The organism is Deltaproteobacteria bacterium (genome assembly GCA_016208165.1).
Classification (GTDB): domain Bacteria; phylum Desulfobacterota; class Desulfarculia; order JACQYL01; family JACQYL01; genus JACQYL01.
Window position 1 is genome coordinate 15,073 of record JACQYL010000119.1, and the last position, 26,259, is coordinate 41,331.

Consider the following 26,259-nt stretch of genomic DNA (forward strand, 5'->3'; position numbering starts at 1 on the left):
TAACGAACAAAAAACCCGGAGCGCGAAACGCGTTCCGGGTTTTTTGTTCGTTAGAATACTGAGATCGGTTTAGTGGTGATCTTTCGGGTTCTTAAGGTCTTTCAGCGTCCTTATCGACGCGATGAACAGACTCGTTCCGATCACGGTCAAAGCCAGATAGAACAATCCGAAAAAGATGATATGACCCACGTCCCACTGCCACTCGAAATTAAAAGGCAACATGGCTTCCTCCGATTGTGAAAATTCTAACAGCATTATTTTTTATTGCCGAACGAGTGTCAAGGAAAATCGCGCCCTCCTTTGTTACCAACCGGTTTACTCCGGGAGGCTTTTGTGATTAGAATACGCGTCGAACAAATCGTCTTACCCGATTGAAACCCTACAAGGGTTCGGTCCTCACGAGTACTCCGTAGAGGATTTCTTCGAAGCTGCAGCGTGGGGCTCGGCCCTTGATAACTTGATTAAGGAGGACACGTTCATGTTTCATCCGACTCTGAAGGACCGTATGTATCTTCTCGGGATCCTTCTGGTGGTATTTTGTCTCTCTGTACCTGCGTTCGCCGAACCTAAAATTTCGGTGGACAGCCTCAAATACGAGTTCGGCGAGCACTGGGAAGACAGTCAAATCTCACACACCTTTACTGTCGAAAACACGGGAGACCAGGAACTCATTATTGAAAAGGTCCGCACTTCTTGAGGATGCACCGCGGTCAAGTTTGATCGCCAAATTGCTCCCGGTGCAAAGGGAAATGTCACCTTGTCCGTGAACACAAAGGGACTGAAAGGCCAGTTTCACAAAACCGCCAACATCGTATCCAATGCCCCTTCAAGCCCGGAGGTGCAGTTGGAGCTCTCGGGGTTCGTCAAGAATTACATCGAGGTGAAGCCATCCACGTATGTCCAGTTGCGGTCCACGGGAGGGAAACCGGCTTCACAAACGGTGGAATTCAACTCGGGGGTTCCGGGTGAGTTGCTTTTCACCAAAATGGAGGTCTCCCCCGGCATCCAGCAAGGCATTGAGACCAAACTCGTTCGGGGCGAGGACAAAAGATCGTACACCCTTGAAATCACAAGTCTTTATAAAGAGATTGGAAATAATCAGGGACAAATCCTCATCCAAACCAACAATGAGAAGAAACCCGAGATTTCACTTCGAATCATTGCGGTGGTCCAGGGCCCCATCCAGGTGGCGCCACAGCGCCTTCATTTTGGCAATGTAAGGAGGCCCGCCCAACCGGGCGCCCTGAAGCGTACGATCTGGTTGAAAAAGACGCAGGGAGCGGACTTCAAGATCACCGGCCTGGAATACGATCACGACGCGTTCGAACTGCAGGTCGTGGACCGTAAACCCGGTGAAGAATACATCATCATGGTGTCTCTGAAGCCGGAAAAATTAAAACAGGGCCTTCAGAACGAAACCATCCTGATCAAGACGGACCATGAAGAAATGAAGAGCATCAGTATTCCGGTGGTATTGGTGGTACAGTGAGAGTTCGCAGGTCGCGAACCATTCTGCGAAGAAGGTCGGCGAGCCTCCGGTTCTTGGCTGTATTGGCGCTTTCTCCGCATTAAGTGCCGGAGGAGCCGATCTGTACCTCTCCCTCCGAGGCTGTCGATAAATGGGGTTTCGGCATAGTAAGGCATAGTAAAATTAATAAGTTAAAGGAGCCAAGTGGGGCGAAACCCGCCAAATCGACAGCCTCCTCCGGGAGAAGTCGGGGGGCAAGAGTGGAAGGCAATTCAACATGACCTCGGTATCTCACGAGGGCGCCTGCCGAGACTCGGGCAACTCGAACGTGTGGAATTCCACTTCCCCCGGCATTTCAGAGATCGCCTTATCGTGCTGAAATGGAATTCTTGCCCGCGACACGAAATACGTTTGCGGGTGGTCCGGCATTGTCATCCACGTCCGTTTACGCCGTTTCCGTTTTTCCGACCCACCACCGCATCAGCAACGTCTGAACGCCTGAGAGCAACACAAAGTACCCCATCCATGAGGGGAACCCGCCCAGCGTGCTCTTGGACGAATCCCATTGCCACCAGTCTATGGAGAGCACAAAGAGACCGGCGAACGCGATGCTGAACCCGATGGTTCGCCTGTCCGGTAATGCGAGCGCCATCCGACCGATGGAAGGTAAAAACGCCACAGCCGCATACGTCAGGAACGTGACGGCTATGATGGGTACGGCGGGAAGGAAGTCGCCCGAAGGAATCAGCTTGAAATAATAGAGCGCCACGAGAATCTCTCCCACTAGGATCGAGATAAAGGCCGCCGCGGCCTTGGGTCGCTCGGAATACAGGCCGAACAGCACGGTGGGAAACAGCACCGCCAGACCGGTGAATGTTTGAGTGGCGATCTGAATAATGGTGGACCACGGACGTATGGCCAGCCACAGACCTACGGACGCAAGCGCCAGGACGAACAGACGACCGGGCATCGAGCTATGCCCTTCCCTTCCTCCGAAAAGCGGATAAATGTCCCTCGTGAATATGGCGCTGAGTGTCAACAACTGAGAGTCCATGGTTGACATCAGGGCCGCAAGGCCGGCCGAGATGATGAGCGCTCCCATAAAATCGCCGCCAATCCGGCTCATCATCAGAGGAAGAATCCGATCGGTTTCCTTTCCTGTAAGACCGGGAAAGGAAAGATGCCCCAGGACCCCCAGGGTCACGGGCAGAAAAAACACCAGGGTACAGATGAAAGGGTAGAACATCATCGTACGCCGGATGGCGGTCGGGTTCCGCGCGCTGAAAAATCGCTGCAGTAACTGGGGAAACATCGGATCGCAAAAGAACCAGAGCATAAGGAAGCTAAACCAGAGAGACGCTCCAAAACGTCCCTCACCTCCGGGCCGGGACAGGAGTTCCGGCCATCCTTCCCGAATGGCTTGGTTAGCCACGGAAAACCCGCCGAAGTGCTGCGCCACAAGCAGGAGGGCCGCCACCATCATAATGACCATGAACAATCCCTGAAACACATCCGTCCAGGCCACCGCCTTCATGCCGCCGCGAAACGTGTATAAGACAATGGCCAGGGTGATGATGGTTGCGCCCAGTGCATGCGGCATTCCGAACAGTTCGCTCAACGCATATCCGCCGGCCATGGGCTGCAGCGCCAGGTAGGGGATTGTGAACACAACCATTACGAGCGCGAACAAGACGGATAACGGCCGGCTGTTATAGAGAGAAGCCACCAATTCCGCCGGGGATACGATGCCTCTGACTTTCCCCACCTGCCAGATTCTTTTCCCGATCAGCCAAAACGTGAGCGCCATGAAACCCGTCCCGAATCCAACGATGGGAAAGAATGCATAGCCGTCTCGATACCCGGCGCCGGAGGCCCCAAATACGGTGAACGCCGAAAAATTCGTTGCGGCCATGGTCCCGAGAAAAACAAAGCTTCCGAGTCCTCGTCCGGCAAGAAAGTATTCTTCCGGTGTGGCTTTCCAGCGCGTTCTTGCGACGAACCCTATGGCGAGAACTGAAATAAAGTAGACAGAGATGACGATGATACGAACTTCCATGCCTTGACGCCCTCCTCCCAAATAAAAAAGGCCACCCCACAAGTTGGGATGGCCAGGACCTAAACATAACTTGCATGCTGCGCAAATTTTGGACAGAATCATAGCAGGCGGTTCGAGAAAATACAACTGGAAACTGGGATTGATTTCACCCGCCGGATCGCTGACTTCAGGAGGTGATGGTGTGAGTTGGAGAATCGCTACATTCAATGCCAATTCGATCCGGACGCGGCTCCACGTCGTGTTGAACTGGCTGCAAAAGCACCGCCCGGATGCGCTGTGCCTGCAGGAAACCAAGGTCCAGGATCCGGACTTCCCCGTCGATGCTTTCCGCGAGACCGGATACCAGATCGTTTACCATGGGCAGAAAAGCTATAATGGAGTGGCCTTGGCCACCTTGAGACCGCCTGATGACGTTCGGATCGGCTTCGATGACGGCGAAGGGGAAACGGAAGCCCGGATACTGACCGCTCGAGTTGACGGAATCTTCATCGTAAATACGTACGTTCCGCAGGGCAGAGAGCCGGACACGGAGTTTTTTCAAGCCAAGATTCGGTTTTTTGAACGACTGAAACGGTTCTTCCAGCGGAATTTCACTTTGGACAGCCTTCTTGCCTGGGCCGGGGACTTCAACGTTGCCCCGGAACCCACCGACGTGTTCGATCCCGATCGGCTGCGGGGACACGTGGGCTTCCATCCGGATGAGCATCGAGCGCTGGGGCAAGTGAAGGACTGGGGGTTCACGGATGTCTTTCGCAAACACAACCCGGACCCCAAACAGTACACGTTCTGGGATTATCGGCTTCCCAAATCGTTCGAGCGCAATCTCGGCTGGCGCCTGGATCATATCTGGACCAGCCGGGCTCTGACGGATCGCTCCGTCGGCGCCTGGATTGACCGCGAACCGAGGGGATCGGAAAAACCTTCGGATCATACCTTCCTGATCGCGGATTTTGACTTGGAACGCCGGACTTCTTAGAGCCGAGGACAACATCGGTCCCCATCCCCATGACGGCTGATCATGGATTGGAACCAGGGGAACATTTCAAAGTCCGTCCGGGAAATGAGAAACCCCACCAGCAAAGGGGTGAACTGGTGGGGCAGAAGGGCGATTAAGCAGGCCATGAGTACCCCTTTCTGTGACTTAAAGCAAGTATCGTGCCTGAATCGCGGCTTGATACATAGCCCGGAAACACGGTCTTTTGAAGGGAATGTAACCTACAGTCGGATTTTATGTTACAATAAAGATATTCGGGTATCCTTTCCGTTACTCGAAGGAATGAATCGGGACACTTCGGAGGCTGGCAAGAGTCGGAGCTTGAAACAGCCGCAGTATTCTTCTAAATTGGTGTCAGTCTTACGACACAACCGTCAACCTTTTCTACACCGCCGGCTGCCCACGTTGCAGTTGGGTTTGTTTGCCATCGGGACGTTCTGACGGCTGTATGGACAATCATCGATTTAGAAGATTACCGGCAGTTGAGTTCCGCTTCTCGCCTCCGACGCGGCGAACTGCCGGTCCAAGGAACGAGGGAACGCCATTCATGAGATGGGCTCGGACAGGTCTGGGAATTCTGTTGATCCTGTGTTTCGCGAGCGCGTGCTCGCGGCCTCCCAGCAAGGAGGCAATCGAGTTTCAAAACCGTGTGATTTCCGATCTAGGGGAATTGGTGCCGCCCCTCGTGCAGGTTTTGCCTACCAAGTCGACGGATTCCGTGTCAAAGCTCCTAGTGGGGTTCTTCAACGCGAACCCGAACCGGGCAAAGCTTTTTGCCGGCTTCATCGTGTTCGATGACGAAGGACGAGTAATCAGCGCCTACAGCCCTTTTGAAGACGCCACTCAGGTCAACGGCCAAGACTTCTCCAGTTACGAAGAAGTGAAACGCACACTCAAAAAGCACGACACTACCACGATGGTGCTCTACTATCTTTCCAACGGCCGAAGAATGACCCTCCCGGCCGTCAACCTGCCCCTCAAAAAAGGGGGCGCTTTCGAGGGGATCCTGTCGGCGTTCTTTCTGAAATCGGCTCTGGACGAGGAATACAGAATTTCGCTGGAGGACTTCAGACGGCTGAAATTCAGTGACCTCCGGGCCGGCTGAACCGGGAAGAATCCCCCGTATCGATGTAGAGTCCTCATCCACGGCCCACGCCCCCCGGAGGTCCTTCAGAATAGGCTTCACGGACCCATGACCGTGTCGGCATTGCCCCTCGAAGCCTGAACGGAAAACGGTAGAGAAGATGCGGAGGGCGAACGTTTCTGCCCGTGAAAGATGACGGCAGTTTATGGTCGGCGAGGAAGCGGATCGCTCATTCCGCTCCTTCCCGGTCCCGCTCGAAGGTGTTCACACGAAAAGATCCGGGCGCATCCCGTTGGAATGGGCCGATATCGTAGGCATTCCGATAGGCTGCGCATCGGCGGCAATTGTCGATATGTGCCACCTCGCCCCCAGCCTCTTCCTATGACCGGGGAAAAGCTCCATTACTGCCTTTGGGACAGGTAGGCGTTTACCAGGCCGAGTCGCCGGTCCATCAGCGAGTCCATGGTGCGCCACAGCTTCTGCTCCTTCAGTATGTCCCCTTGTACGATGCTTTCGTGGATCCGCTGTCTTAACTTGCTGATCACGTTATTCATCACCCTTATTTTGGTCTTGATGTCGTAGCAATACATCCTATTCTCCACGAACGGTACATACGCTGTTTCGAGTTCAGGCGCCGCTGTCTTGCTTTGCTCTTTTCACTAAACCAGGGCGCTGGATTCGACGGTTCTTTCCACGTGCTCGGTCATGTGTCGGCGCCTTGGATCAACACCGCAACCATGAATATGAAACCACCGTAAGAAACGGGTGATTGCAAAAAACGCTCGCAATTGTAAATCAGGTGAGCAAATGGTATGCCAATTTCCAGCACACCGGGCTATCGATGTAACTTTTTGATAATACATCTATTTTATTGGCGAAGCCAAGGTTTGAACGAAACGGGCCATTGATTGGATGTAAAATTTTTCTACGGATTGGTAACTTCGGATGTCACGGAAATGCCCATTTGGTAGGATTCGACACCATCCAAACACGTGAAAGGCTCGTAGCAGCAACGTAAAAGTTTTTTTACCAAAAGCGCCCCCGCGACGGTTGTCCGTATGTCCCTTTCAAACCGCCTGTCTCCCTCCCCTCCCGAGGAGGAAATCGCAGGTCCCGGACAGGGACGGATGTGGGCGCCTCTGTTCCTTGGCGATCAGGCCCTTGTCTTCGAATCGTGATGAACCCGATACGGGCCCATACGCGGTAAGGCCGGGGTGAGGATATAAGACGGGGGATAATCGTAGCGGAGTGGAAGAGATTTTTCCGTCCGAGGAAAGATCCTCAATCAGCCGCACGGCGGATATCCGGATCCCTGAAGGTCGCCTGGAGAGCCGACCGTCGATTTCGAATCAGAGCGGGCGTATCTCCATGAGAACGGTGCCTCCGCGGGGGCTCTTGCAGGGGTCGGGACAGTGCACCAGCGCCACTTCCGGGACGCCCTCCGCCGCCAATCCGAGATTCTCCGCCAGAACACCTTTACTCAAGGCCACGTAGAACGGCATGAGGGCCGAGAGGGAGTGCATGCAGATGGGCAGGTCGCGTTCCGTGCGCAGAACGTATCCCCGGTCAATCAGAAATTCGTCTCCGATTTCGTATACGGAGCACATGCCCCTGATCTCTTTAATCGTTACCTTGAGGCTCCGCAAACCATCTCCTGACCGTGTCTTCGATAAGGGTTTCCCTTCCGGAATAAAAATGATCCGTGCCTTTCAGGATCTCCGCGTCCGCCAGCGTGGGCAGGCTTTGCAGAAACGGCTCCAACCGCTCCAGGGGGCAGAATGGATCCCCATCGGATCCTATTACATAGACCGGTGCTTCCGCTTGGAGCAGACCGCTGAAATCCCAATACGCCAAGGGCGGTGAGACCACCAGTATGCAAGAAGGATGCAAGCGGCTCAAAGTCCGCTCCGCGACCCAGGCCCCGAAAGAGTACCCGGACAGAATGTTCCCGGACAGCCCCCTGGTTTCAAGGTAACGGAAAGCCGCCATGAGATCTTCCTGTTCACCCTTCCCCTTGTCGTAAGCGCCCGTGCTGGCGCCCACCCCTCGAAAGTTAAACAACAGGGTGGCGAGTCCCGCCGCTCCAAAACCGGCGGCCAGGGCCTCCACCACGTTGTTGTCCATGCTTCCGCCGTAGGCGGGATGAGGGTGCGCTACCACGGCGCCCCGATCCACCTGTCCGGGCGTCCACAGGCTTTCCAATCCAACAGGGCCGCTCTGGATGACTATACGCTCCGGCGGCATTCTCGGGGTCCTCTTCCGCAGGCGTTCAGCGGGTGTTTGTGTAATCCGCTTCCAGCGGGATACTAAAGGCTACCTCGAAGGGCTACCCCTTTTGAACATGGGCGGCGCCCGCTTCTAAAGCAGCGCGGTTAATGTCCAGCAAATCCTGATACTTGCCCGCCAGCGTCTCTTTCAGGGCCTTGTCGATGCTCTCGATCGAAACGACGCCGGTTTTCGCTACAAAAGCTCCCATCATAACCATGTTGGCCAGTTGTTCCCTACCCACAGCGGAAGCCAATTCCAGGGTAGGCACACCTTGGATGTCGATATGTTGGAAGGCGGCCTCTTTCATGTCGATGAGCGAACTATTGACCATCAGAAGCCCTTTTTTCTTCACACGGGGTCCGAACTTCAGCAGGGAAGGCAGGTTCATCACGATGCTCGAACGAGGCATTTCGATGATCGGCGATCCGATCTCGCGATCCGAAATGACCACGGTGCAATTGGCGGTGCCGCCTCGCATTTCAACACCATACACCGGCATGTAAGTCGTGTTCCGGTTCTCGTACATGCCGGCCATGGCCAAAAGGTTCCCCATGAACATGACTCCCTGGCCGCCAAAACCGGCGATGATCGTATCATAGTACATGAAATCAGTCCTTCTCGGTAGATGCAGCGTCCTTGAAGACGCCCAGAGGAAAGCATGGGACCATCACGTCGGCGACGTGCCTGTTCGCTTTCAACGGCGACATTTTCCAGTTGGTGGGACAGGCGGACAGGAACTCCACGAACCCCAATCCCTCTCTGTTGAGTTGGCACTCGAACGCCCTGTTCAACGCCTTCTTCGCTTTCATCAAGTGCTTCGGATCGTGCACGGAAACCCGGGCCGCATAGGCGACTCCCCCGAGTTGGGCCATAATCTCGGACATCTTTATCGGATATCCCGCATCTTCGGTGGACCGGCCGTACGGCGAAGTGGTCGTGGTCTGCCCCGGCATGGTGGTAGGCGCCATCTGCCCGCCGGTCATGCCGTACGTGGTGTTATTTACGAAAACCACGGTAATGCGCTCGCCCCGGTTGGCCGCATGCATGATTTCCGCCGTGCCTATGGCTGCCAGGTCGCCGTCTCCCTGGTAAGTAAAAACGAAATTCCGAGGGCGCGCGCGTTTAACACCCGTGGCGACAGCCGCGGCCCTTCCGTGGGGAGCTTCGAGCACATCCGTGTCGAAATAATCGTACATGAAAACCGAACAGCCTACTGAAGCCACTCCTATGGTCTTTTCCCGGAGGTCGTACCTGTCGATGGCTTCCGCCACCAGCCTGTGGATTATCCCATGGTGGCAACCGGGGCAGAAATGAAACGGAACATCGATCAGACTTGTCGGCCGCTTAAACACCTGCTTCATGACATCCTCTTGAGGGCTTTTTTGATTTCTTTGAACAACTCGTCCGGCGTTGGGATAGCGCCCGGAGGCTTGCCGAAAAACTCCACTTTCGCCCGATCGCACAAGCTGAGTTTCACATCCTCGACCATCTGGCCCGTGTTCAACTCGATCACGATAAATTTCTTTGTAAATCCCGCCGCCTTTTGTAGGGCTTCCGTCGGGAAAGGATATAAGGTGATGGGCCGGATGAGACCTACGCGCATGCCTTTTTCCCGAGCCATCTCGAGGGAGGTCTTGGCAATGCGCGCCACGGATCCAAAGGCTACTACAATGACTTCCGCGTCCTCGGTGCGTACGGACTCGAACATCACTTCCTTGCGCATCTTCTGGTACTTCTTATATAATCGCCAGTTGTGCTTTGTCAGCTCCCCGTCGGAAAGGTACAACGACTTGAGAAGACGGGCCTTCCGGCCTTCGCATCCGGTCAACACCCACTCTCTATCTTGTTCTTTTCGTGGTTTGGGGGGCTTCAGCGCCACCGGTTCCTTGATCTGTCCCAGGATGGCGTCGCCCAGCACCACCACCGGGTTTCGGTACCTGTCCGCCAAATCGAACGCTTTGATGGTCAGATCGTAGTTCTCCTGGACCGAGTGGGGAGCCAACACCAGTGTTCTGTAATCGCCGTGCCCGCCTCCGCGCGTGGCCTGAAAATAATCGCCCTGGGACGGATCGATCCCTCCCAGGCCGGGTCCGCTGCGGCTCATGTTCACAATAACACCTGGAATTTCGCTGCCGGCCATGTAGGAAATGCCTTCCTGTTTAAGGCTGATGCCCGGACTGGAAGAGGAGGTCATAACCCGTACTCCTGTGGCGGCGGCTCCCATTACCATGTTAATGGACGCAATTTCGCTTTCGGCCTGCAAAAACACGCCTCCCACCTTGGGCAGATGAGCGGCCATATACTCCGGAATCTGGTTCTGAGGCGTGATCGGATAGCCGAAATAGAGCCGGCACCCCGCATCGATGGCCCCCATGGCTATGGCCTCGTTCCCGTTTACCAGCTTTCTATTCGCCATAGCATTTCCTCCCTATTTCCAAACCTCGATGACGACATCGGGGCACATCTCCGCGCAAAGCGCACAACCAGTGCAGCGTTCCGGCGCCTCGCATTCGGCAACGGCGTATCCTTGTCGGTTAAAACGTTTCGAGATGACCAGACAGTCCTTGGGACACGTTTCCACACAGAGACCGCATCCCTTGCACCGTTCGTCGAAAAAATCCACTCTTGGCATAACGTCGTCTTTCTCTCGATCGTCTGAATATTTAACATAAGCCCGCTGCCTGAAATCCACCATCGACGAGACAATCGGTATCGAAAAGGGACTCGGCCGGGCATGGCTCCTGACTAAGACTGCAACTGAGCGACCAGGAGCCTGAGTCCCTCTACGTCTTCCACCTGGTAAGCCGAATAGGGAGCCGATTTTGGCAAAATTCTCTTGAGCATGTTCGACAGCACCTTTTTCGGCCCCACCTCAACGAACCGGTCCACTCCTTCCCGAACCATCCGCTCGATGGCCGGGTGCCACAGCACCGGTTCAGTAATCTGACGGATCATCAGATCCTTGATCTTCTCCGGATCTCGTTGCGCTTCGGCCGTCACATTGAACAGCACCGGGAGGCCGGCCTCCAGGAATTCGATTTCCCGGACCCGGCCTGCGAATCGAACGCGCGCTTGTTCCATGAGCGCACTGTGCCACGCTCCACTGACCTGCAAGGGGACCGCTTTTCCCCCCTCCTCCTGTACGGCGCCGGCCGCTCGATCGACGAGCGCTTTCTCTCCGGATATGACAATCTGCTCGGGGGTGTTGTGGTTCGCGATGCCGACGACACCCTGGTTTTGAAACCGCTTCAAGATGTCGGCCACACGGTTCGCGGACAGTCCCAGCACAGCGACCATGGCCCCTTCCTGTTTGCGGGCCGCCTCATCCATCAGCTCCCCCCTCGCATCCACGAGCCGCAACGTATCGTCGATGCCGAGCACCCCTGCCGCAAACAGAGCCGAATACTCTCCCAGGCTGTGTCCCGCGGCATACTCCGCTTCAATCCCGTGTTCCTCTTTCAGGATGCGGACCAGAGATAGATTGACAGCCGTTATGGCGGGCTGGAGATTGACCGTCCTGGTGAGATCCTCCATCGGACCGCTGAAGCACAGTTTCTTTATGGGCTTTCGGGTAACTTCCTCGGCCCGCTCGAACACTTCCCGCGCAAGGGGACTATGCTCGTACAGGTCGCTTCCCATACCGACATACTGGGATCCCTGTCCCGGAAACAAGAAAGCGGTTTTTGACATCACCTGCTCCTTACCAGAGTACGAATTTTTCCTTATAAGCAAGTACACAGCCCAAATGCAAGTGGTATTTGTTCTCCGGCTCTGGTATAGAGATGACGAATCCGGATCAAGAAGGATTTCGGATCGCAATCGTTCCACTGTCTATTGACGGTCGTTTTTCGATTCTGATAGAGAACCTGTAAGCCCGCATCAAATCGGTGCTCGCCCGAAAAAGACTTCCGCCATTCCATCGATCGAGTCGGGAGTTACGGTGCAAAGGCGCCGATCGATGATTCACCACTCACATCCGGAGGCGATATGCATGTTTCCGCGCTGACGCGCTCTGATAGTCCCGATTTCTCCAACCGTTTCGGATGTTGGATCATCAGGCTGTTCTTTTTGGCTGTTATGATGATCTGCATCCAGTGGATGTACCCCATCGGTCTAGCTCAGGCTGCCGAAGATGCCTCCATGCCCACCCTCTCCGGAACGGAAACCGATATGAACACAGGGACCTCGCCCGGTCCCCAGCCGACACCAGCGCAGAAATTCGAGGAACTCAGCCAGAGATGCGAGGAACAGAGGAAGGAACTGACGGAACTTCGGGAAGAATATGAACGGTTACGCGTATCTCGCCAGGTTCGCTGGTACCTCCTCGGGGCCGGCGTATTCCTGGTAGGCTGGATCATCGGGTTTTCCGCCCGCAGAAAACCGAAAAGATATACATTGGAAACCTGAAAAGGCCCGACAGTGGTTCCGCCGGTTCTTTCATAGCCCACACCCGTTTTTTAACGATTTGGAAGAGGCTGCCTACCGACATATCTTTCAGCGTTATCCCGACGCTGTTTTCATCCTGGATGCCCGGTTCCGCATTCTGGAAGTGAACCCATGCGCCTGCGATACGCTGGGTTTTTCACGTGAGGAACTGCTGAGTTTCCATTTCATGGGCCTGCTGGCCGATGCGCCCCTGGATGCGGCGTTTCTCGTTTCCATCGAGAGAGACGGCCTCCGGGAAATGGAAACCGCTCTAAAGACCCGAGAAGGAAAGCTCCTGCATGTGCTCCTGAAGATCCGCACGTTCACGGACGGGCTCAACGAGCGCGTTCTTCTGGTCGGACAGGACATATCCAAAGTCAGAACGATGGAAGCCCTCCTTCGGCGTGAGGCCGACGTGTCCAGTTCCATCACGGAAACGGCAAACGCCCTCATGATGGCGCTGGATCCGGAGGGCAAACTGATCTTTTTCAACCGCGCGGCCGAAGAAATCACCGGATACAATCGTGTCGAGGCAGCCGGCAAGGGATGGCTGGAAACGTTCGTTCCCGAAAGCGAACGTAAACGCGTATCCGCCAATGTGTCCCTTGAAGATCACTCGAACCGGATGGGGACCTTCCAATCCCTTCTTATGACGAGAGCCGGCGGTGAGCGCTTCATCAGCTGGAACAGCTCCGTCCTGGAAGACGCCTCCGGCCGACCATGGGGAATTCTTCTTATAGGTCTGGATCTTACGGACCAGAGAGTTCTCGAAGAGCACCTCTTTCAAGCGGAAAAGCTGTCTTCCATCGGTCAGCTTGTAGCGGGGGTCGCTCATGAATTGAACAACCCCCTGACGAGCATATTGGGCTTTGCCGAGCACCTGCAGGAACAGCCCGCGCTTCCCGATCAGGCCGTTCGGCCTTTGCAGATCATCTGTGAAGAAGCCCGGCGGTCGGCGGAACTAGTAAAGAGGTTGCTTACTTTCGCCCGACAGCACAAGACGGAGAGAGAGAGCTGCAACCTCAACGCCATCGTCAACACCATACTGGACATACAGCGGTATCAATTCAAGAAAAGCGGTTTGGTTCTGCTCAGGGAATTGGACCCCGGCCTGCCCCCAATCCACGCGGACCCCGTCCAGATCCAGCAGGTCATCGTGAATCTGGTGAGTAACGCCCTCGAAGCGCTGAGGGACGCCGAAATGGCGGACCGCCCGGGCATCGTCACCGTACGGACCCGGACCAGCGAGGAATATGTGATTTTAGAAGTGGAAGACAATGGTCCGGGTATTCCCGAGGAACACAGGAGAAAACTGTTCGATCCTTTCTTTACCACCAAGCCTCCCGGCAAGGGAACCGGTCTGGGATTGTCCATATCCTACGGAATCGTCAAGGAACACGGCGGGAACATTCACTGCCGGAATCTGCCGGGGGCGGGGGTTCGCTTCGTAGTCGAACTGCCCAGGGAAACCTCACCCTTTAAGGAACGCGAGGAAAGCCGGACCGACGATCAAGCCCTGATCGTTACGGACGACACGCTGCTGTCGGACCGGGTGAGGGACGTCCTCAAAGAAGAAAGCATTACCCTTCACGGGGTGGGATCCGTGAGCGCCGCCTTGACCTACCTTAAGTTGAACCCGGTACACCTGCTGATCGTGGACAACAAGATTCAGGGCGGAGAGGGCTTGCGAATATACGATCGGATCTTGGCCTCATACCCGAAGTTCCGGAATCGCACCCTGTTTCTGGCGAACGGTCTCCAAGAGGACCGCCACAAGAAGGTCGAACCCGAAGAAGGGGTCCTCCTGGCGAGTCCTTTTCAGCGCGTCGAACTCAAACGCGCGCTGCGCGAACTGTGCGGACGATTCGAGGATACGAGAGATGAACCTCAGAATACTGGTGATTGACGACGAGCCGCATATCCTCGAGCTGCTTGCCATGCGATTGTCCGAGTGGGGACATGAAGTCACGGCGGTTTCGGACGGCGAGCAGGGTTTGGAGCTGCTGGGAAGCAAACCCCACGACGTCGTGGTCACCGACCTTATGATGCCGGGTCTGTCGGGCGTCGAAGTCGTAAAGGAAGTGAAACAACGGTTTCCCGGGACCGAGGTTCTCGTGATCACCGGATTCGGGACCGTCGGGTCGGCCGTGGAAGTGATGAAAGCCGGCGCTTTCGATTACCTTTTGAAGCCTCTGAACTTTGCGCATATTAAGATTATTTTGAACAAGATTGAGCAGTCCAACGCGCTTAAATCGGAAAACGAGCGCTTGTCCGTCCAATGCGAAGACTTGCGACAGCTTGTCGAGGATCGTTACGACTTTTCAGGCATGATAGGCCATAGTCCGGCCATGAAGGCCATCTTCGAACTCGTGCGCACCATCGGAGATGTGGACTCCACCGTGCTGATCACCGGTGAAACGGGCGCCGGGAAGGAACTGCTGGCCAGAACCATTCATTTCAACAGCATTCGCAAAGACGGCCCGTTCCTCGCCCTGGACTGCGGCGCCGTCCCTGAAAATCTCCTCGAAAGCGAGCTGTTCGGGCATGAGAAAGGCGCTTTTACCGGAGCCGTGGGCAGAAAGAGGGGGCGCTTCGAGCGGGCCCATGGGGGAACCTTGTTCCTGGACGAAATCGGGAACACCACCCCGACCGTTCAGCAGAAGCTGCTCCGCGTGCTCCAGGAACGGGCTTTCGAACGAGTGGGCGGTGAAGAACTTCTCCATGTGGACGTGCGGGTTTTGGCGGCCACGAATCGTAATCTCGAACAGGACATCGAGGAAGAACGATTCCGAATGGACCTCTTCTACCGTCTGAACGTCATTCCCCTGCGGCTGCCTCCTCTGAGGGAGCGGAAAGAAGACATTCCGCCGCTGGCCCGCCACTTCCTTCGAAAGTACGCGGAGCGCTTCGACAGGCCGGCCCAGTCCCTGAGCGAGGACGCCGTTCAACAGATTCTGTCGCACTCCTGGCCCGGCAATGTACGCGAATTGGAGAATGTCATCGAACGCGCGGTTATTCTTTCAAAAAGTCCACGGATTACGAATGTGGATCTCCCCATATCGAAAACGGAGTTGCCGAGTCCGGAAAGATTGGACACGTCCAAACCGCTCAAATCGGTCAAAGACGAGATGGTCGGTAAGATAGAGGCCCGGTATTTGAAAGACGTCTTGGCCGAAACATCCGGGAACATTCAGAAGACCGCCCTTCGCGCGGGCATCGACGAAAAAACGCTGTATACCAAAATGAAAATATACCACCTGACCAAAGAGGAATTCAGGAGATAGGACGCGCCGAGCCGGCACACAGACATGGAATCGAATGCCAACCCCTATCGTGATCGTTTCTTGTCGATCGACCAGGTCCAACGGGGATTCGAGGCCGCCGGCTACGTCTGCGGCCGAGCCATCGCCACCACGTTGTACGTAGGATGTCATCTCAACAAACCCATCCTGGTCGAAGGACCCGCCGGAGTGGGAAAGACGGAACTCGCCAACGTCATGGCCGCGTACCTCGGCGTTCCCCTGATTCGGCTCCAATGCTACGAAGGTCTGGACGAATCCAAAGCGCTTTATGAATGGAAGTACGGGAAACAGCTGCTCTATACGCAGATACTCCGGGATCGGATGAACGACCTCGTCAAAGGGGTCGATGGTCTGGAAGCAGCCATGGATCGGCTGCATCAATACGACGACGTTTTCTTCTCGATCAACTTCCTCGAACCCCGCCCGCTGCTGAAAGCCCTTCAGGAAAAGGGCGGTGCGGTCCTGCTCATCGACGAGGTGGATAAGTCCGATCCGGAATTCGAGGCCTTCCTTTTGGAGATTCTGTCCGACTTCCAGGTCTCGATACCCGAAATCGGCACGTTGAAAGCCGCCTCGACGCCCTTCGTTTTTCTTACCAGCAACAACACGCGCGAAATGAGCGAAGCCCTTAAACGTCGCTGTCTTCATCTGTACATTCCTTTCCCGGATCCCAAGATCGAACGGGCCATTGTTCGCATGAAGGTTCCGGCCGTGCCGGAGCTGCTCCGGTCCCAACTCGTATCTTTCATCCACCAGGTCCGAAATCTCGACCTGAAAAAGGCGCCCTCCGTGAGTGAGACCATCGATTGGGCGCGTGTGCTGCTGTTACTCCATGCGGAGGTCCTGACGCCCGACCTCGTTCAGGAAACGTTGAACGTGTTTCTGAAATTCGAACAGGACGTTGAAGTCGTGACAGCCCGAATCCCGGAGTTGACGCTCAAATCGACGCGGGAATTCCCGGTATGAACGGATGGAAAGGACCCTGATCGAATTTATTACGGCGTTGCGCCGATCCGGGGTCCGGGTGTCCGTATCGGAGACCCTGGACGCCTTCCGTACGGCCGAGCTGGTCGGCTACGGGAATCGTGAACGCTTGAAAGACGCCCTGGCGGCCGCGCTTGCCAAATCCCTAGCCGAAAAAGAGACGTTCCTGTCCTGCTTTTCCCGCTTCTTCACCAGGGACGATTTCTCGCAATCGGACTGGGTCTTCCCCGACAACGACGACCTGGAACTCCGGGAAGAAGACGCCCCATTGACCCGGATGCTCCTCTCCGGAGACCTGCCCGGCCTGTCCGTATCCATGATGAATGCGTCCCGGAGCATCGACTTGACCGCCATTCGCTTCTTTACTCAAAAAAGCTTCTATGTACGAAAAATACTGAATGGGATGGGGCTGGAGCAGCTGGAACAGGATATCCGGAGATTGAAAAAAAGTGACCGGCCCGGTTCGAACGAGAAAGGAGCCGCCCTCGAGAACGCCCGGCAGATGCTGTTCGAAAACGTCCGGGATTTTGTCGAAAAGCAGTACGATCTGTTCGCCCGATCCGTTTCCGACGAGCTCATCGAAAACTACCTGAAAGAGATCAGACTGTCCAACGTCGAACGCAGAGACTTTCAGCGGATGCAGGCGATCATCCGGAGGATGGTCAAGCGCCTGCAGGACCGGCACTCGAGGCGACGCAAGAAAGCCAAGAAAGGCCGGCTGGACTTCAGAAAGACGCTCCGGGATAACACCGTGTACCAGGGCCCTTTGTTCGATCTCCGATGGAAAACCAAGAGAATCGAACGTCCGGACATCGTGGCCATTTGCGATCTGAGCCGTTCGGTGGAAGCGGTCGCCCGATTCATGCTCCTGTTTCTCTACAGCCTGAACGAGGCCGTGGCCCGCATCCGCACCTTTGTATTCTGTTCCAACCTTGCGGAAGCAAGTCCGATCTTCGAGGAATATGGGGTGGAAGAGGCCCTCGACCGGTTGCTTCGGGGAGTCGGAGTTCCCGTCATGTTCGGCAGAACGGACTACGGCCAGGCCCTGAGGGATTTCGAGGACGGCTGGATCGACACCGTTACCAAGAAGACCACGGTGCTCGTGCTGGGCGACGCCCGAAGCAATTTCGGCGATCCCGGAACGGGCGTACTGAAGCGGATCCACCGGCGGTGCAGACGCGTGCTCTGGCTGAACCCCGAGCCCCCGTCGTTCTGGGGCACGGGAGATTCGGAAATGAAGCGGTACCTGCCCTTCTGCCGGCCGGCGAGAGAATGCAGCACCTTGAACCACCTGGAACGGGTGGTGGATGTCCTGCTCACGATGCCGAAATGAACGATGAACAGATACCGGAGCCCCTATCAGACCGCGCAGTCGTCCGGACGCAAACTTCTTCTCTCCCAGGGACAGGATCGGGATGAGGCCTCTCTGCTTGGAATTGCGATGTCAGGCCCTGCACACGGAGTCCGATTATGTTCGGGCAGAGAGCTATGCGGATGGCCGGGACAATTCGCCGAAAGCCTATATGAGGGGCGGGAGGAGATTGGTCAATCATACGCGCTTTCAACACTGGCACAGTTAGCGATTTCTTGATGAATAATGTCACTCTCCGGGTTGCCAGGCAATCCGTAAACGCCGCTATGTGACGGATCTTCTTGCTCACCTAATGTCATCACAGAGAGGTCATGGCCGTTTGAATTTCCGACATTCCTTATCTTCAGACAGTTAACTACGGCAAATGCGGAGTCACGCTTGACGTCATATTTCCTTATTTCCAGTAAGACCTTGCAGATTTGATTAAGCTGCTCCCTTGGCGTCCCTTCAAAATATTCGACCCAATCAACAGAAAGGAATTCTTCCCCAGGTCTCGGCACAAAAGCCTCAGCCTCCACACGACGTTCTCCTGTGAGAGTTTTGAAGGTATGGCTATTCTTCACGTGTCGTGAAACATGGTGCTCATCGGGAATCATCCGAACTGTCATCGGTCATCCATTCTATCGCCCGGAGTTCTATTGCTCTATTGCAAACAGAAGAAAGAGTCGACCATCCAGCAGTGCGCTCAATTCCGTCAGACCGTTCTTTATTTGGAACGAAAGCAAGATAACGGACATCATCACTCTCGGAAAACTGGATCCAAAAAATCTCACTATTTGATTTCTGCCATATGGCTTTTACGTTTCCATCATTTGTTAAAGTTATTGCTGGTTCTCTTAACTCGCGATGTCCTGAAAGAAATCGTAGCAGTTGTTTAACTGAGAGAAGATTGACGGGCTCTTTGTCTGATATAAATTCACAAAGACGATCAGCTGTAGCTTCAAAATCTCCAATTCTTGCTATTGCTATAATTTCTCCTTCTGTATGTACTCCTTCTAAACACTTGAAGACATCGTGAATCATAAGATTACTATTAAAATTTGTCAATTGGTCTCTTCCTTCGAATTTTATCGCCAAATGCCTAACTGCCAAAACCGTCTGTTCTATCCGCTCTTTTATCAATGGAAGAACTTCGGATGTTGTAGTCCAGGAAGCATAATGTGTTGCCGGAGTTTGGCATACACCCAAATTTGCGCTTTGTGCATAATCTTCATACACAGACCATGCACTTGCAATGTCAAGGCTCGGGCTTTGTCCATACGCAGACCCCGCAGTTGCGATCTCCAGGATCCCGGACTCTTGAATAGATCCACTGAGCGAGCGAGCATGTCTTTCTATGGTGTCTACATCGCTATTAAAAAAGGCCCGAAAGCGCCGCTCATTTTCCTGGGCATCGTCATAGGCAGTATTCTTCTTATCTAAATTAGCCATTCAATTAGACCTCTGTGAGCAATTTTGGCAACATCTTCCGTATATAATCTTCTCTTGCTCTCCATTGTTTCACTCTTCTGTTGATCTCTTGATGCGAAAAGGGTCCCTTATGATGGAAATTGACGTTAGCTATAACGGCAGAGTATTCTCTACTTGCCACTTTGGCTCGACCAGGAACAAGATTCAAATTGCATAGTGTATTTCTTACTTCAAACGAAATATTGACTGATGAACTTAAAATATCTAATCTACTATCTCTAAAAGGTTTGCAGTTTACAAATGTATTAGTAATATATTTCTCTGGTTCCTCTTTCTCTATAGAAACTTGCCAATTAAGCCCCATGGTAGTGTAACGTACATAAGGAAGCAGCTTAACATATTTTGAAGCCAAATCGTAAATGTAATAATTCTCCAAAAAATCACCGCCGCATTCTTGTTTTATTTCAAGTCGTTCCCGGTCTACAAAAAACGATACTCCGGCGACAAACTTCACGCTCGCAAATGCAGGAGTAATTAGATTTTCTGCAACTTGCCAGTCCTGAGGAACGACCTTTTTCCCCTTCAAAAAATCCGGATTCAGTATAGAAGGATTATGGAATTCAGCAAGAATAACAACGTTTACCCAATGTAGGGCCAGAAAATTAGAACTTATAGTCATGGAAGTTTCTCCCCTACTACTTAGAGTGCACCGTCAAAGCCAACAAGGCCAACAAAAACCGCTTCGCCTTCCGTAACTAGCCTGTGGCGCAAAAAGGGCAACGTATATCAAAGGGATGATAAGTCAATCAAATCCTGAGCTTCGAACTGGACCTTTGTCTATGTTGTCATTCTGCCTAAGAGCTGTCAAGATGATAGGGACCTTCATTACCGGATCGATAGGTAGGCAAAGAAAAAGTTATCTCCACGTAAAAAGCCACGTACCTGCTTTTCATTCGGACCCGTGATCTCTCTTTTCGAGCCGATGATTTATTCTGGCCACAACATGGTAATGATGGGGGCCTTCGGGATCGTGCAAGACTTTGCCGCCCAAGCGCATTCCCACCCTGCTGCCCGCTCCTAAAAGCCTACCTGATTTATGACGCTACGTTCATCTTGAATTGCAGAATATAAGACCTACTCACGCCGTTAAAGCCGGGCTGAGGGTGGAATGAGTCTATGCATCCGGTTTCCGGCACACCAACTGGGCCACGGCCCGGTCGGGGTTGCTCTTGATGCCTTCGAAATAGTGCAGCACTTCCCAGTCCCGGAACGCGTCTCGGAGTTCACCTGGTTTCAGCAGGAAATCGGGATTGCGCGGTTTGCCGAAGCGGGCCTGGTCCACGGTGAAGGTCTCGTAGATCAGCACGCCGCCGGGCTTCAGCGCCTTTCGGATGCAGGGAAACAGAGGACGATATAGGTATCTAAACACCAATACGGCTCCGTAGGTCTCCTCGGCCGGAATCGGAGGGTCTCCCTGTTCCAAATCGACCTGGTGAATTTCAATGGAAACGCCGTAGGTTCGAGCAAGCGATTCAGCCCTGGACAACGCCTCCCTCGAGACATCGCAGCAATGCACGGCGTGTCCCAGGCGGGCCGCCTCGATGCCGTTCCGGCAGTCCCCGCAGGCCAGATCCAGCACCGGACCGGGAAGCGGCTTCCCGCGAAACAGCCAAAGAAAATCGACCAGAAGCTCCGCCGCCTCCTGATCGGAATGAGACGAAAGGCTTTCGTGTTCCAAGTTCATCTCCCTGACCCGCCGGGCCGAAGGCCCACGCCCTCGATCTCGAGCAGATGGTCCTTGAGGTCCGTCCGGGCGCCCAGGATGCGTTCGACCAGCCAGCGATTGGATTCCACATGGTCCGTGACCGCGGGGATGCCGATTGCAGACGCGCCTTCCGCCAAAGCCGCAAAGAGTATGAGCTGGTCCGCCAGGTGCCTGTCCACCGCGCCACCGGACCGGATATCTTCCAACAGGTTCCGGACCACATTCCCGGCAATGGATTCGGATCTCCTTCCCCGTTTACCCGCCTGATCGGCGCCTATCAGCGCGCCGGTATCGCTCTCCGCCCATAAACACAAGGCCGCGCCTCTTTGCACGGCCGAATCGTCGTCCATCGTTTGGATCGCACCCACAAGTCCTGCCCGATCGAGCAGAGCGACACACTTTTCCGCCATGCGCTCGCTTACCCGCTGCGATGCGAGATGCGAGGACAGGGCCATGCCCTCGACACGGTTGAACGTTCCCGGCTGGGTCAGCCGAAGCGGATCGAGTGTACTCGTCACCGGGCGAACGTCGAGCTGAATCTTGCCCTGCCCTTTGGGCACGTACCCCGGGCGAAGCATGGTCAGACCAATCTCGCCCCCCATTCGCCGCACCAGGGGTATGAGCGCATGCTGCATATGGAAACACGTAGGCGCGAAATCCTGGAACAGGCCTCCCGTAATCGTGAACCGGCACGTCTTCTCTGCAAAAAGCGCAAGAGGAATCAGGGTAAATGATAGCATGGTGGCGGACCCGGCCGTGCCGATGTCCCAGTCGAAGGATCCGCCTGAAATCGTCCGGCCCGGATGGTAGACGATCTCGCGGGACCCCACTTCGTCCCCCTGCAATTGTCCGTTCGACAGCCGGGCGCAGGCGCGTACGGCCTGAAGGTGCTGGGGGCGGAGACCGGGTTTGTCCCTTCGAGCCCGGATGTTGAATACGCGCAGAGGTTCCCCCGTCAGTGAAGAGAGGGCCACCCCGTAACGCAGGATGGTTCCGCTTCCGGAATAGGTCGAGCCGTCGATGGCGATCATACGAAACGCGCTTTCCCCGACATGGTAGAGGCAAAAGATTTAATGAACCGTTGGGAGTGAATATACTACCGCGCCGCTCACACGGCAACCGAACCTCCGATCTCCCGCCAGAGCTGTTGGAGCCGGACCTGTCTTCGGTGTTGGCGGCGTTCCCCGACATCGAGCGTATTCAGGGCCCTTCGGATCCGGACGGCCCGGGCCCGGGCCTCCGTCTCCGAATCGTTGTCCTTCATACACCAGCGCGTGAGCGTATCGAGGCTCATGGAACCGCGCGCCGCTTCACCTGTGTAGGGTCGCTTAACCATGTTGAATACCTCTCGTCCTTTTTCCGGGCAGTCCTCGCTTGATTTTCAGCCGCTTCTTGACCCGCCACACCGTTCCCTTGCCGACGCCCAGCAAACTCGATATCTGACGCTCCGTATAGCCGATGCGAAACATTTCCTCGACCTTCCCGTCCAACAGTCCTCCGTTTCGATGGTATTTCAGGTCGTAAGCCCAGATCAACGCATTTTCCAGGTTTTCCCGGCGGCGATACGTGTCCTGCGTCTTGCGTACGGTCATGGTCTGCGCATGAGTGCGTGTCCCGCTTTCTCGAGATTTCCCGCGAACGCCGTGGCGGGATAGTTCCGTCTCGATGAGTCCGCTGACGGACTGTAACTGAAGATCCACCACGAGCTGAAAAGGGTCGTTTAGTTCCACCTATTTCACCTGGTTCCTTTCCCCGTTTTTCGAACTGGTAAAGACCGACAATCTTGGGTTCCGTCTACATCGAAGACCGGATCCGGCACCGCTTCACGGCCGTTCCATGTCCTGGAGACCCTTTTTCACGGTATACAGGAGTTGGGCCTCGATCGTTCGGTATTCGCGATCCGCAATCCGGCGGATCCGTTCCAGCAGGTCCGGTTCCCCCGAAAAGTCCAATCGTACGGTGGAGGCGCGCCTCGATGCTTTCCGGGCGCGGAGAAGCCGCCCCATGCATTCACTGCATTTCCCGTTGATAACCTGACCGTTTTCCCGGACCATGGCCGGTTGTGCTCCGCACTGGGAACAAAGCTGTTGCGTCTCGTTCATCGTCCTTCCTCCGGATTGATTTTGTCGCCGAGATCCCCGATCCCTCGTCCGGATCGAGGGCCCTTGGTCGAGCGAACATACTTGCCCAAGAGCTTCCTTCATCGCTGCGGCGCTTCGATTTTTCAGGCCCTGGGGACAGTCGACGCACTCAAGGTGCCGAGGCAATCCCTTCCAGTCTTTCAGGGTCTGGCGGATCAGGCACACGCTCTTCCTGAGCCGGCACTTCATCCGCTCACACAGCATCCATTCAAGATCAGCCGTTGCTTTCATTTTCGGGCTTCCTCTTTTCCGATGCGGTCCTGAACGCTCCCAAGCCGGGGCATGGAAGCCGCTCGCGGTCCTTCTTCCCGGATCAGGCCGACAGGGCCAGTTTGTCCGAAACGGAATCCCGGCTCAGTTCATACCAGAAGGTTTCGAGTTCCATCCTTCCGGCTCCCACTTCCATCAGTTTCTCATCGCTCCAACGATGCAGGGCTTCGCGGTCTAAATCCTCCCGAACGCGCACGGCCTCGACGAGACCCAAGCTTCTGACGCGGTCGAGCACTTTCGCCCAGGTCCACTTGGGCTGCGGGTTGATCCGGATGGATCTCCTCCAGCCGAACGCTCCGAAAACGAGCTGTACGGTGCGCCGTTCGCGGAAGAGACGTTCACGTTCGCAGGCGGCGAACAGGTTGAGACCGGCTTCGAGTTCCTGCAATCGCTGTCTCAATGGGGTGGCTTTGGTTAGGGCGTCGGACTTGAGTGCGTCGATGCGATCGCGAACCTCCCGGTCGATCTCCTCGAGCCCGGTCTGCAAACGACACATCTCTTTCAGTACCTGATTCGCTTCGCTCAGATCACGAATGAGGACGGCCGGAGCCGGTTTGTTACGGGGCATGGGGGTCACCTCCTTGGAACGATAGGGCTGTGTTTTTTCTAAGAACAAAGAGTTGACGTCTAAGCTACGAACGTGGTAGCATTAGGTATACGTTGGAATCCATTATGCCAGATTAGTGGATGTTCGTCAACGGATAAAGTGGTTTTTCGTGGACTAACCGATGAACACACAGACAAACGGAGCCTATATGGACCGTCGTCCGGCGCCGGAACAGTCCGACCCTCGCGGGCGGAGCCCCGATGTCCTGTCCGGGGATTTTACCGATGAAAGCCTTAGTTCCATAGGAGACAGGCTTCGGATGGCCTGGAAAGGATCCGGGTTGACCCAACAGGAGTTCGCCGACCGCATCGGTATCGAGAAGTCTACATTTAACAACTACATTATAGGCAAACGTGTACCTAAAACCACGACCTTATTACGTTTGAATACCATTTTCCATGTCCGTCCCGGATGGATGCTGACCGGAAAAGGCTCCATGTACGAGGAAGGACCCAAGGGCGACGACCGGTTCTTCTTTGTCCCGCTCATGGAATCCCGGGTTACGGCCGGTCCTGAGGGGGAGTTGCTGTGCGAGGAGATCTCCGACGAGTACCCCTTTCAGCAATGGTGGATTCAGAAACTGGTGGGCAAGGACCCCCAGCGGCAGAAAGCCCTCTGTCTGGTCCGGGTGCGGGGCGATTCCATGATCCCCACCATCAACCCCAATGAAACGATTCTGGTGGACACCAGTGAAAACGAACGGTCCCAGATTCGACCCGGGAAAATATACCTCGTCCGGCAGCCGGATGGGGGAGTGTCCGTGAAACGGCTGGTGCTCAACGAGAAGCCGGGACGTCCGTCCCTGATTTCCATGTCCGACAACCCGTCCTTCCAGCCCTTCGAAATCGAACTGGAGGGAGATAAAGGCGTGACCTATTACGTGCTCGGCAGGGTTCGGTGGGTGGGCAAAGAGATCGACTGACCGCGAGAAGCTCCCACTTCTCTCCGAAAGATCCGTCCGGCCCAAATCTTCATAAACCCTTCCATAGATGCGCGGTTTCAGGCATACTCGTGGTAAACATGAAAACCGGGAGGTACACCGGTTTGTTCCATCAGAGAGACCTATAGCGCATCGGTCGGGTTACGCTCGCTAACCCAAGCCTCGCTTCTGCTCCGTATTTCGGAACGGAATCACCGGAAAAAGCATCAAAGGAACCGGGTTATGGTGGTAGAAAAGGAAATCTGTGCGAATCGGCGAGGAGAAGTAGCGTGGCGCGAGTGAAGGCAAACGGGATCGAGATCGAATTCGACACCTTCGGCTACGGCGGCGCGCGTCCGTTGCTGCTCATCATGGGGCTTGCCGGCCAATTGGTGGCTTGGCCCGTTGAATTCTGTGAAAAGCTGGTCGCGAGAGGTCATTTTGTCATTCGTTTTGACAACCGCGACGTAGGACTTTCCACGAAAATGGAGGATGCCGGTCTGCCCAGGGTTATGGCCGCCCTGGGCCAATACAGGAACGGCCGGCCGGTGAATGCGCCTTACACCCTGTCCGACATGGCCTTGGACGCTATTGGATTGATGGACGCCCTGGGGATCGAGAGGGCCCACGTCTGCGGCCTGTCCATGGGCGGGATGATCGTACAGACCATGGCCGGCACTCACCCGGAACGGGTCCGGAGCCTCATTTCCATGGAATGCGGCACGGGCGATCCCACGCTGCCTCCTCCGTCCCCCGAGGCCATACGGGCCATGATGAGCCCGCCGCCGCAGGATCGAACCGGCAACATCGAGCACATGGTGGGCGTCATGCGAGCCTTTTCCGGTGGGTCGCCATTGTTTGACGCAAACGTGGAACGCCATGCGGCGGAACTGTCCTACGACCGGTCTTTCTACCCGGTCGGCTTTGCCCGCCAATTGACGGCCATATACGCTTCTGGAAATCGCACGCAGCAACTCGGCTCGGTGAGCGCCCCTACGTTGGTGATTCACGGGGCGGCCGATCCTCTGGCGCCCCTCGAGCACGGCAAAGCCACGGCTGCCGCCATAAACGGCGCCAAACTGTTCGTGATTCAAGGCCTGGGCCACGGCATTTCTTATCCCGCGCTATGGGATACGATAGTGGATGAGATAGCGGCGCATACGGCAAGGGCTTCCTGATCGATCGGACGTTTTT

General features: G+C 55.2%; 30 protein-coding genes. 11 read left to right on the plus strand and 19 right to left on the minus strand.

What is annotated here, in order from left to right; genetic code table 11:
* Positions 1-69: 69 nt before the first annotated feature.
* Entirely contained in the window at positions 70-222 is a 153-nt protein-coding gene (locus HY788_21220; GenBank protein ID MBI4776665.1) for a hypothetical protein, read from the minus strand.
* A 256-nt stretch (positions 223-478) separates the two neighbouring features.
* On the opposite strand from HY788_21220, the gene HY788_21225 reads away from it, so the two are divergent.
* Together HY788_21225 and HY788_21230 are read left to right on the plus strand one after the other, a co-directional pair.
* Entirely contained in the window at positions 479-697 is a 219-nt protein-coding gene (locus HY788_21225; protein ID MBI4776666.1) for a DUF1573 domain-containing protein, read from the plus strand.
* 30 nt (positions 698-727) lie between these two features.
* Positions 728-1,489, plus strand: a complete 762-nt coding sequence (locus tag HY788_21230; protein ID MBI4776667.1) for a hypothetical protein — start codon at positions 728-730, stop codon at positions 1,487-1,489.
* Positions 1,490-1,913: 424 nt separating this feature from the next.
* Here the strand turns inward: HY788_21230 and HY788_21235 are convergent, their stop codons facing one another.
* The gene (locus tag HY788_21235) at positions 1,914-3,524 is read right to left on the minus strand and encodes a sodium:solute symporter family protein (protein MBI4776668.1); all 1,611 of its coding nucleotides are present in this window, start codon (positions 3,522-3,524) and stop codon (positions 1,914-1,916) included.
* A 181-nt stretch (positions 3,525-3,705) separates the two neighbouring features.
* Here HY788_21235 and xth point away from each other — a divergent pair, with 181 nt between their 5' ends.
* A complete protein-coding gene (gene xth / locus HY788_21240; GenBank protein MBI4776669.1) occupies positions 3,706-4,500 on the plus strand; it encodes an exodeoxyribonuclease III in 795 nt (264 codons plus the stop codon).
* Between the two features lie 565 nt (positions 4,501-5,065).
* Complete coding sequence (locus HY788_21245) at positions 5,066-5,623, plus strand: cache domain-containing protein (GenBank protein MBI4776670.1); 558 nt, start codon at positions 5,066-5,068, stop codon at positions 5,621-5,623.
* A gap of 380 nt (positions 5,624-6,003) precedes the next feature.
* Here HY788_21245 and HY788_21250 read toward each other — a convergent pair whose 3' ends face one another.
* The 8 genes from HY788_21250 to fabD form a co-directional block, all read right to left on the minus strand.
* Positions 6,004-6,192 (minus strand): hypothetical protein, encoded by a 189-nt coding sequence (locus tag HY788_21250; GenBank protein ID MBI4776671.1) that lies wholly within the window; start codon positions 6,190-6,192, stop codon positions 6,004-6,006.
* Positions 6,193-6,951: 759 nt separating this feature from the next.
* Positions 6,952-7,248, minus strand: coding sequence for a TIGR04076 family protein (locus HY788_21255; GenBank protein MBI4776672.1), 297 nt, complete (start codon positions 7,246-7,248; stop codon positions 6,952-6,954).
* Positions 7,223-7,846: an alpha/beta hydrolase gene (locus tag HY788_21260; protein MBI4776673.1), complete on the minus strand. Its 624-nt coding sequence runs from the start codon at positions 7,844-7,846 to the stop codon at positions 7,223-7,225. The genes HY788_21255 and HY788_21260 overlap by 26 nt, the downstream gene beginning before the upstream one ends.
* An 82-nt stretch (positions 7,847-7,928) precedes the next feature.
* On the minus strand, positions 7,929-8,474 hold the full coding sequence (locus tag HY788_21265; GenBank protein MBI4776674.1) for a 2-oxoacid:acceptor oxidoreductase family protein: 546 nt from the start codon (positions 8,472-8,474) through the stop codon (positions 7,929-7,931).
* 4 nt (positions 8,475-8,478) lie between these two features.
* Positions 8,479-9,231 carry a 2-oxoglutarate oxidoreductase gene (locus HY788_21270; protein MBI4776675.1) on the minus strand — a complete coding sequence of 251 codons (753 nt, stop codon included), beginning with the start codon at positions 9,229-9,231 and terminating at the stop codon, positions 8,479-8,481.
* Positions 9,228-10,286, minus strand: coding sequence for a 3-methyl-2-oxobutanoate dehydrogenase subunit VorB (locus HY788_21275; protein ID MBI4776676.1), 1,059 nt, complete (start codon positions 10,284-10,286; stop codon positions 9,228-9,230). The genes HY788_21270 and HY788_21275 overlap by 4 nt, the downstream gene beginning before the upstream one ends.
* A gap of 12 nt (positions 10,287-10,298) precedes the next feature.
* Positions 10,299-10,502: a 4Fe-4S binding protein gene (locus HY788_21280; GenBank protein ID MBI4776677.1), complete on the minus strand. Its 204-nt coding sequence runs from the start codon at positions 10,500-10,502 to the stop codon at positions 10,299-10,301.
* A 113-nt stretch (positions 10,503-10,615) separates the two neighbouring features.
* Positions 10,616-11,560 (minus strand): ACP S-malonyltransferase, encoded by a 945-nt coding sequence (fabD, locus tag HY788_21285; protein MBI4776678.1) that lies wholly within the window; start codon positions 11,558-11,560, stop codon positions 10,616-10,618.
* 297 nt (positions 11,561-11,857) lie between these two features.
* Here fabD and HY788_21290 point away from each other — a divergent pair, with 297 nt between their 5' ends.
* The 5 genes from HY788_21290 to HY788_21310 are packed head-to-tail and all read left to right on the plus strand — an operon-like array spanning position 11,858 to position 17,914.
* A complete protein-coding gene (locus HY788_21290) occupies positions 11,858-12,277 on the plus strand; it encodes a hypothetical protein (protein MBI4776679.1) in 420 nt (139 codons plus the stop codon).
* A gap of 58 nt (positions 12,278-12,335) precedes the next feature.
* Positions 12,336-14,201: a PAS domain S-box protein gene (locus HY788_21295; GenBank protein ID MBI4776680.1), complete on the plus strand. Its 1,866-nt coding sequence runs from the start codon at positions 12,336-12,338 to the stop codon at positions 14,199-14,201.
* Positions 14,176-15,579, plus strand: coding sequence for a sigma-54-dependent Fis family transcriptional regulator (locus HY788_21300; GenBank protein ID MBI4776681.1), 1,404 nt, complete (start codon positions 14,176-14,178; stop codon positions 15,577-15,579). The genes HY788_21295 and HY788_21300 overlap by 26 nt, the downstream gene beginning before the upstream one ends.
* Before the next feature lie 24 nt (positions 15,580-15,603).
* Positions 15,604-16,563 carry a MoxR family ATPase gene (locus HY788_21305; GenBank protein MBI4776682.1) on the plus strand — a complete coding sequence of 320 codons (960 nt, stop codon included), beginning with the start codon at positions 15,604-15,606 and terminating at the stop codon, positions 16,561-16,563.
* A 4-nt stretch (positions 16,564-16,567) separates the two neighbouring features.
* The gene (locus tag HY788_21310; protein MBI4776683.1) at positions 16,568-17,914 is read left to right on the plus strand and encodes a VWA domain-containing protein; all 1,347 of its coding nucleotides are present in this window, start codon (positions 16,568-16,570) and stop codon (positions 17,912-17,914) included.
* A gap of 212 nt (positions 17,915-18,126) precedes the next feature.
* Here HY788_21310 and HY788_21315 read toward each other — a convergent pair whose 3' ends face one another.
* The 9 genes from HY788_21315 to HY788_21355 form a co-directional block, all read right to left on the minus strand.
* The gene (locus tag HY788_21315) at positions 18,127-18,471 is read right to left on the minus strand and encodes a hypothetical protein (GenBank protein ID MBI4776684.1); all 345 of its coding nucleotides are present in this window, start codon (positions 18,469-18,471) and stop codon (positions 18,127-18,129) included.
* 64 nt (positions 18,472-18,535) lie between these two features.
* Entirely contained in the window at positions 18,536-19,384 is an 849-nt protein-coding gene (locus HY788_21320; GenBank protein ID MBI4776685.1) for a hypothetical protein, read from the minus strand.
* 4 nt (positions 19,385-19,388) lie between these two features.
* Positions 19,389-20,042, minus strand: a complete 654-nt coding sequence (locus tag HY788_21325) for a hypothetical protein (GenBank protein ID MBI4776686.1) — start codon at positions 20,040-20,042, stop codon at positions 19,389-19,391.
* 495 nt (positions 20,043-20,537) lie between these two features.
* Positions 20,538-21,107 (minus strand): class I SAM-dependent methyltransferase, encoded by a 570-nt coding sequence (locus HY788_21330; protein ID MBI4776687.1) that lies wholly within the window; start codon positions 21,105-21,107, stop codon positions 20,538-20,540.
* A complete protein-coding gene (gene rtcA, locus HY788_21335) occupies positions 21,104-22,159 on the minus strand; it encodes an RNA 3'-phosphate cyclase (protein ID MBI4776688.1) in 1,056 nt (351 codons plus the stop codon). The genes HY788_21330 and rtcA overlap by 4 nt, the downstream gene beginning before the upstream one ends.
* A 77-nt stretch (positions 22,160-22,236) precedes the next feature.
* Positions 22,237-22,464: a hypothetical protein gene (locus HY788_21340; GenBank protein ID MBI4776689.1), complete on the minus strand. Its 228-nt coding sequence runs from the start codon at positions 22,462-22,464 to the stop codon at positions 22,237-22,239.
* Positions 22,457-22,858 (minus strand): hypothetical protein, encoded by a 402-nt coding sequence (locus tag HY788_21345; GenBank protein ID MBI4776690.1) that lies wholly within the window; start codon positions 22,856-22,858, stop codon positions 22,457-22,459. Before HY788_21345 ends, HY788_21340 begins: the two co-directional genes overlap by 8 nt.
* Positions 22,859-22,951: 93 nt before the next feature.
* Positions 22,952-23,230, minus strand: coding sequence for a hypothetical protein (locus HY788_21350; protein ID MBI4776691.1), 279 nt, complete (start codon positions 23,228-23,230; stop codon positions 22,952-22,954).
* 352 nt (positions 23,231-23,582) lie between these two features.
* Complete coding sequence (locus tag HY788_21355) at positions 23,583-24,107, minus strand: host-nuclease inhibitor Gam family protein (protein ID MBI4776692.1); 525 nt, start codon at positions 24,105-24,107, stop codon at positions 23,583-23,585.
* A gap of 298 nt (positions 24,108-24,405) precedes the next feature.
* Here HY788_21355 and HY788_21360 point away from each other — a divergent pair, with 298 nt between their 5' ends.
* Together HY788_21360 and HY788_21365 are read left to right on the plus strand one after the other, a co-directional pair.
* Entirely contained in the window at positions 24,406-25,068 is a 663-nt protein-coding gene (locus tag HY788_21360) for a helix-turn-helix transcriptional regulator (GenBank protein ID MBI4776693.1), read from the plus strand.
* Between the two features lie 368 nt (positions 25,069-25,436).
* Positions 25,437-26,243 carry an alpha/beta fold hydrolase gene (locus HY788_21365; GenBank protein ID MBI4776694.1) on the plus strand — a complete coding sequence of 269 codons (807 nt, stop codon included), beginning with the start codon at positions 25,437-25,439 and terminating at the stop codon, positions 26,241-26,243.
* The last annotated feature ends 16 nt before the right edge of the window (positions 26,244-26,259 follow it).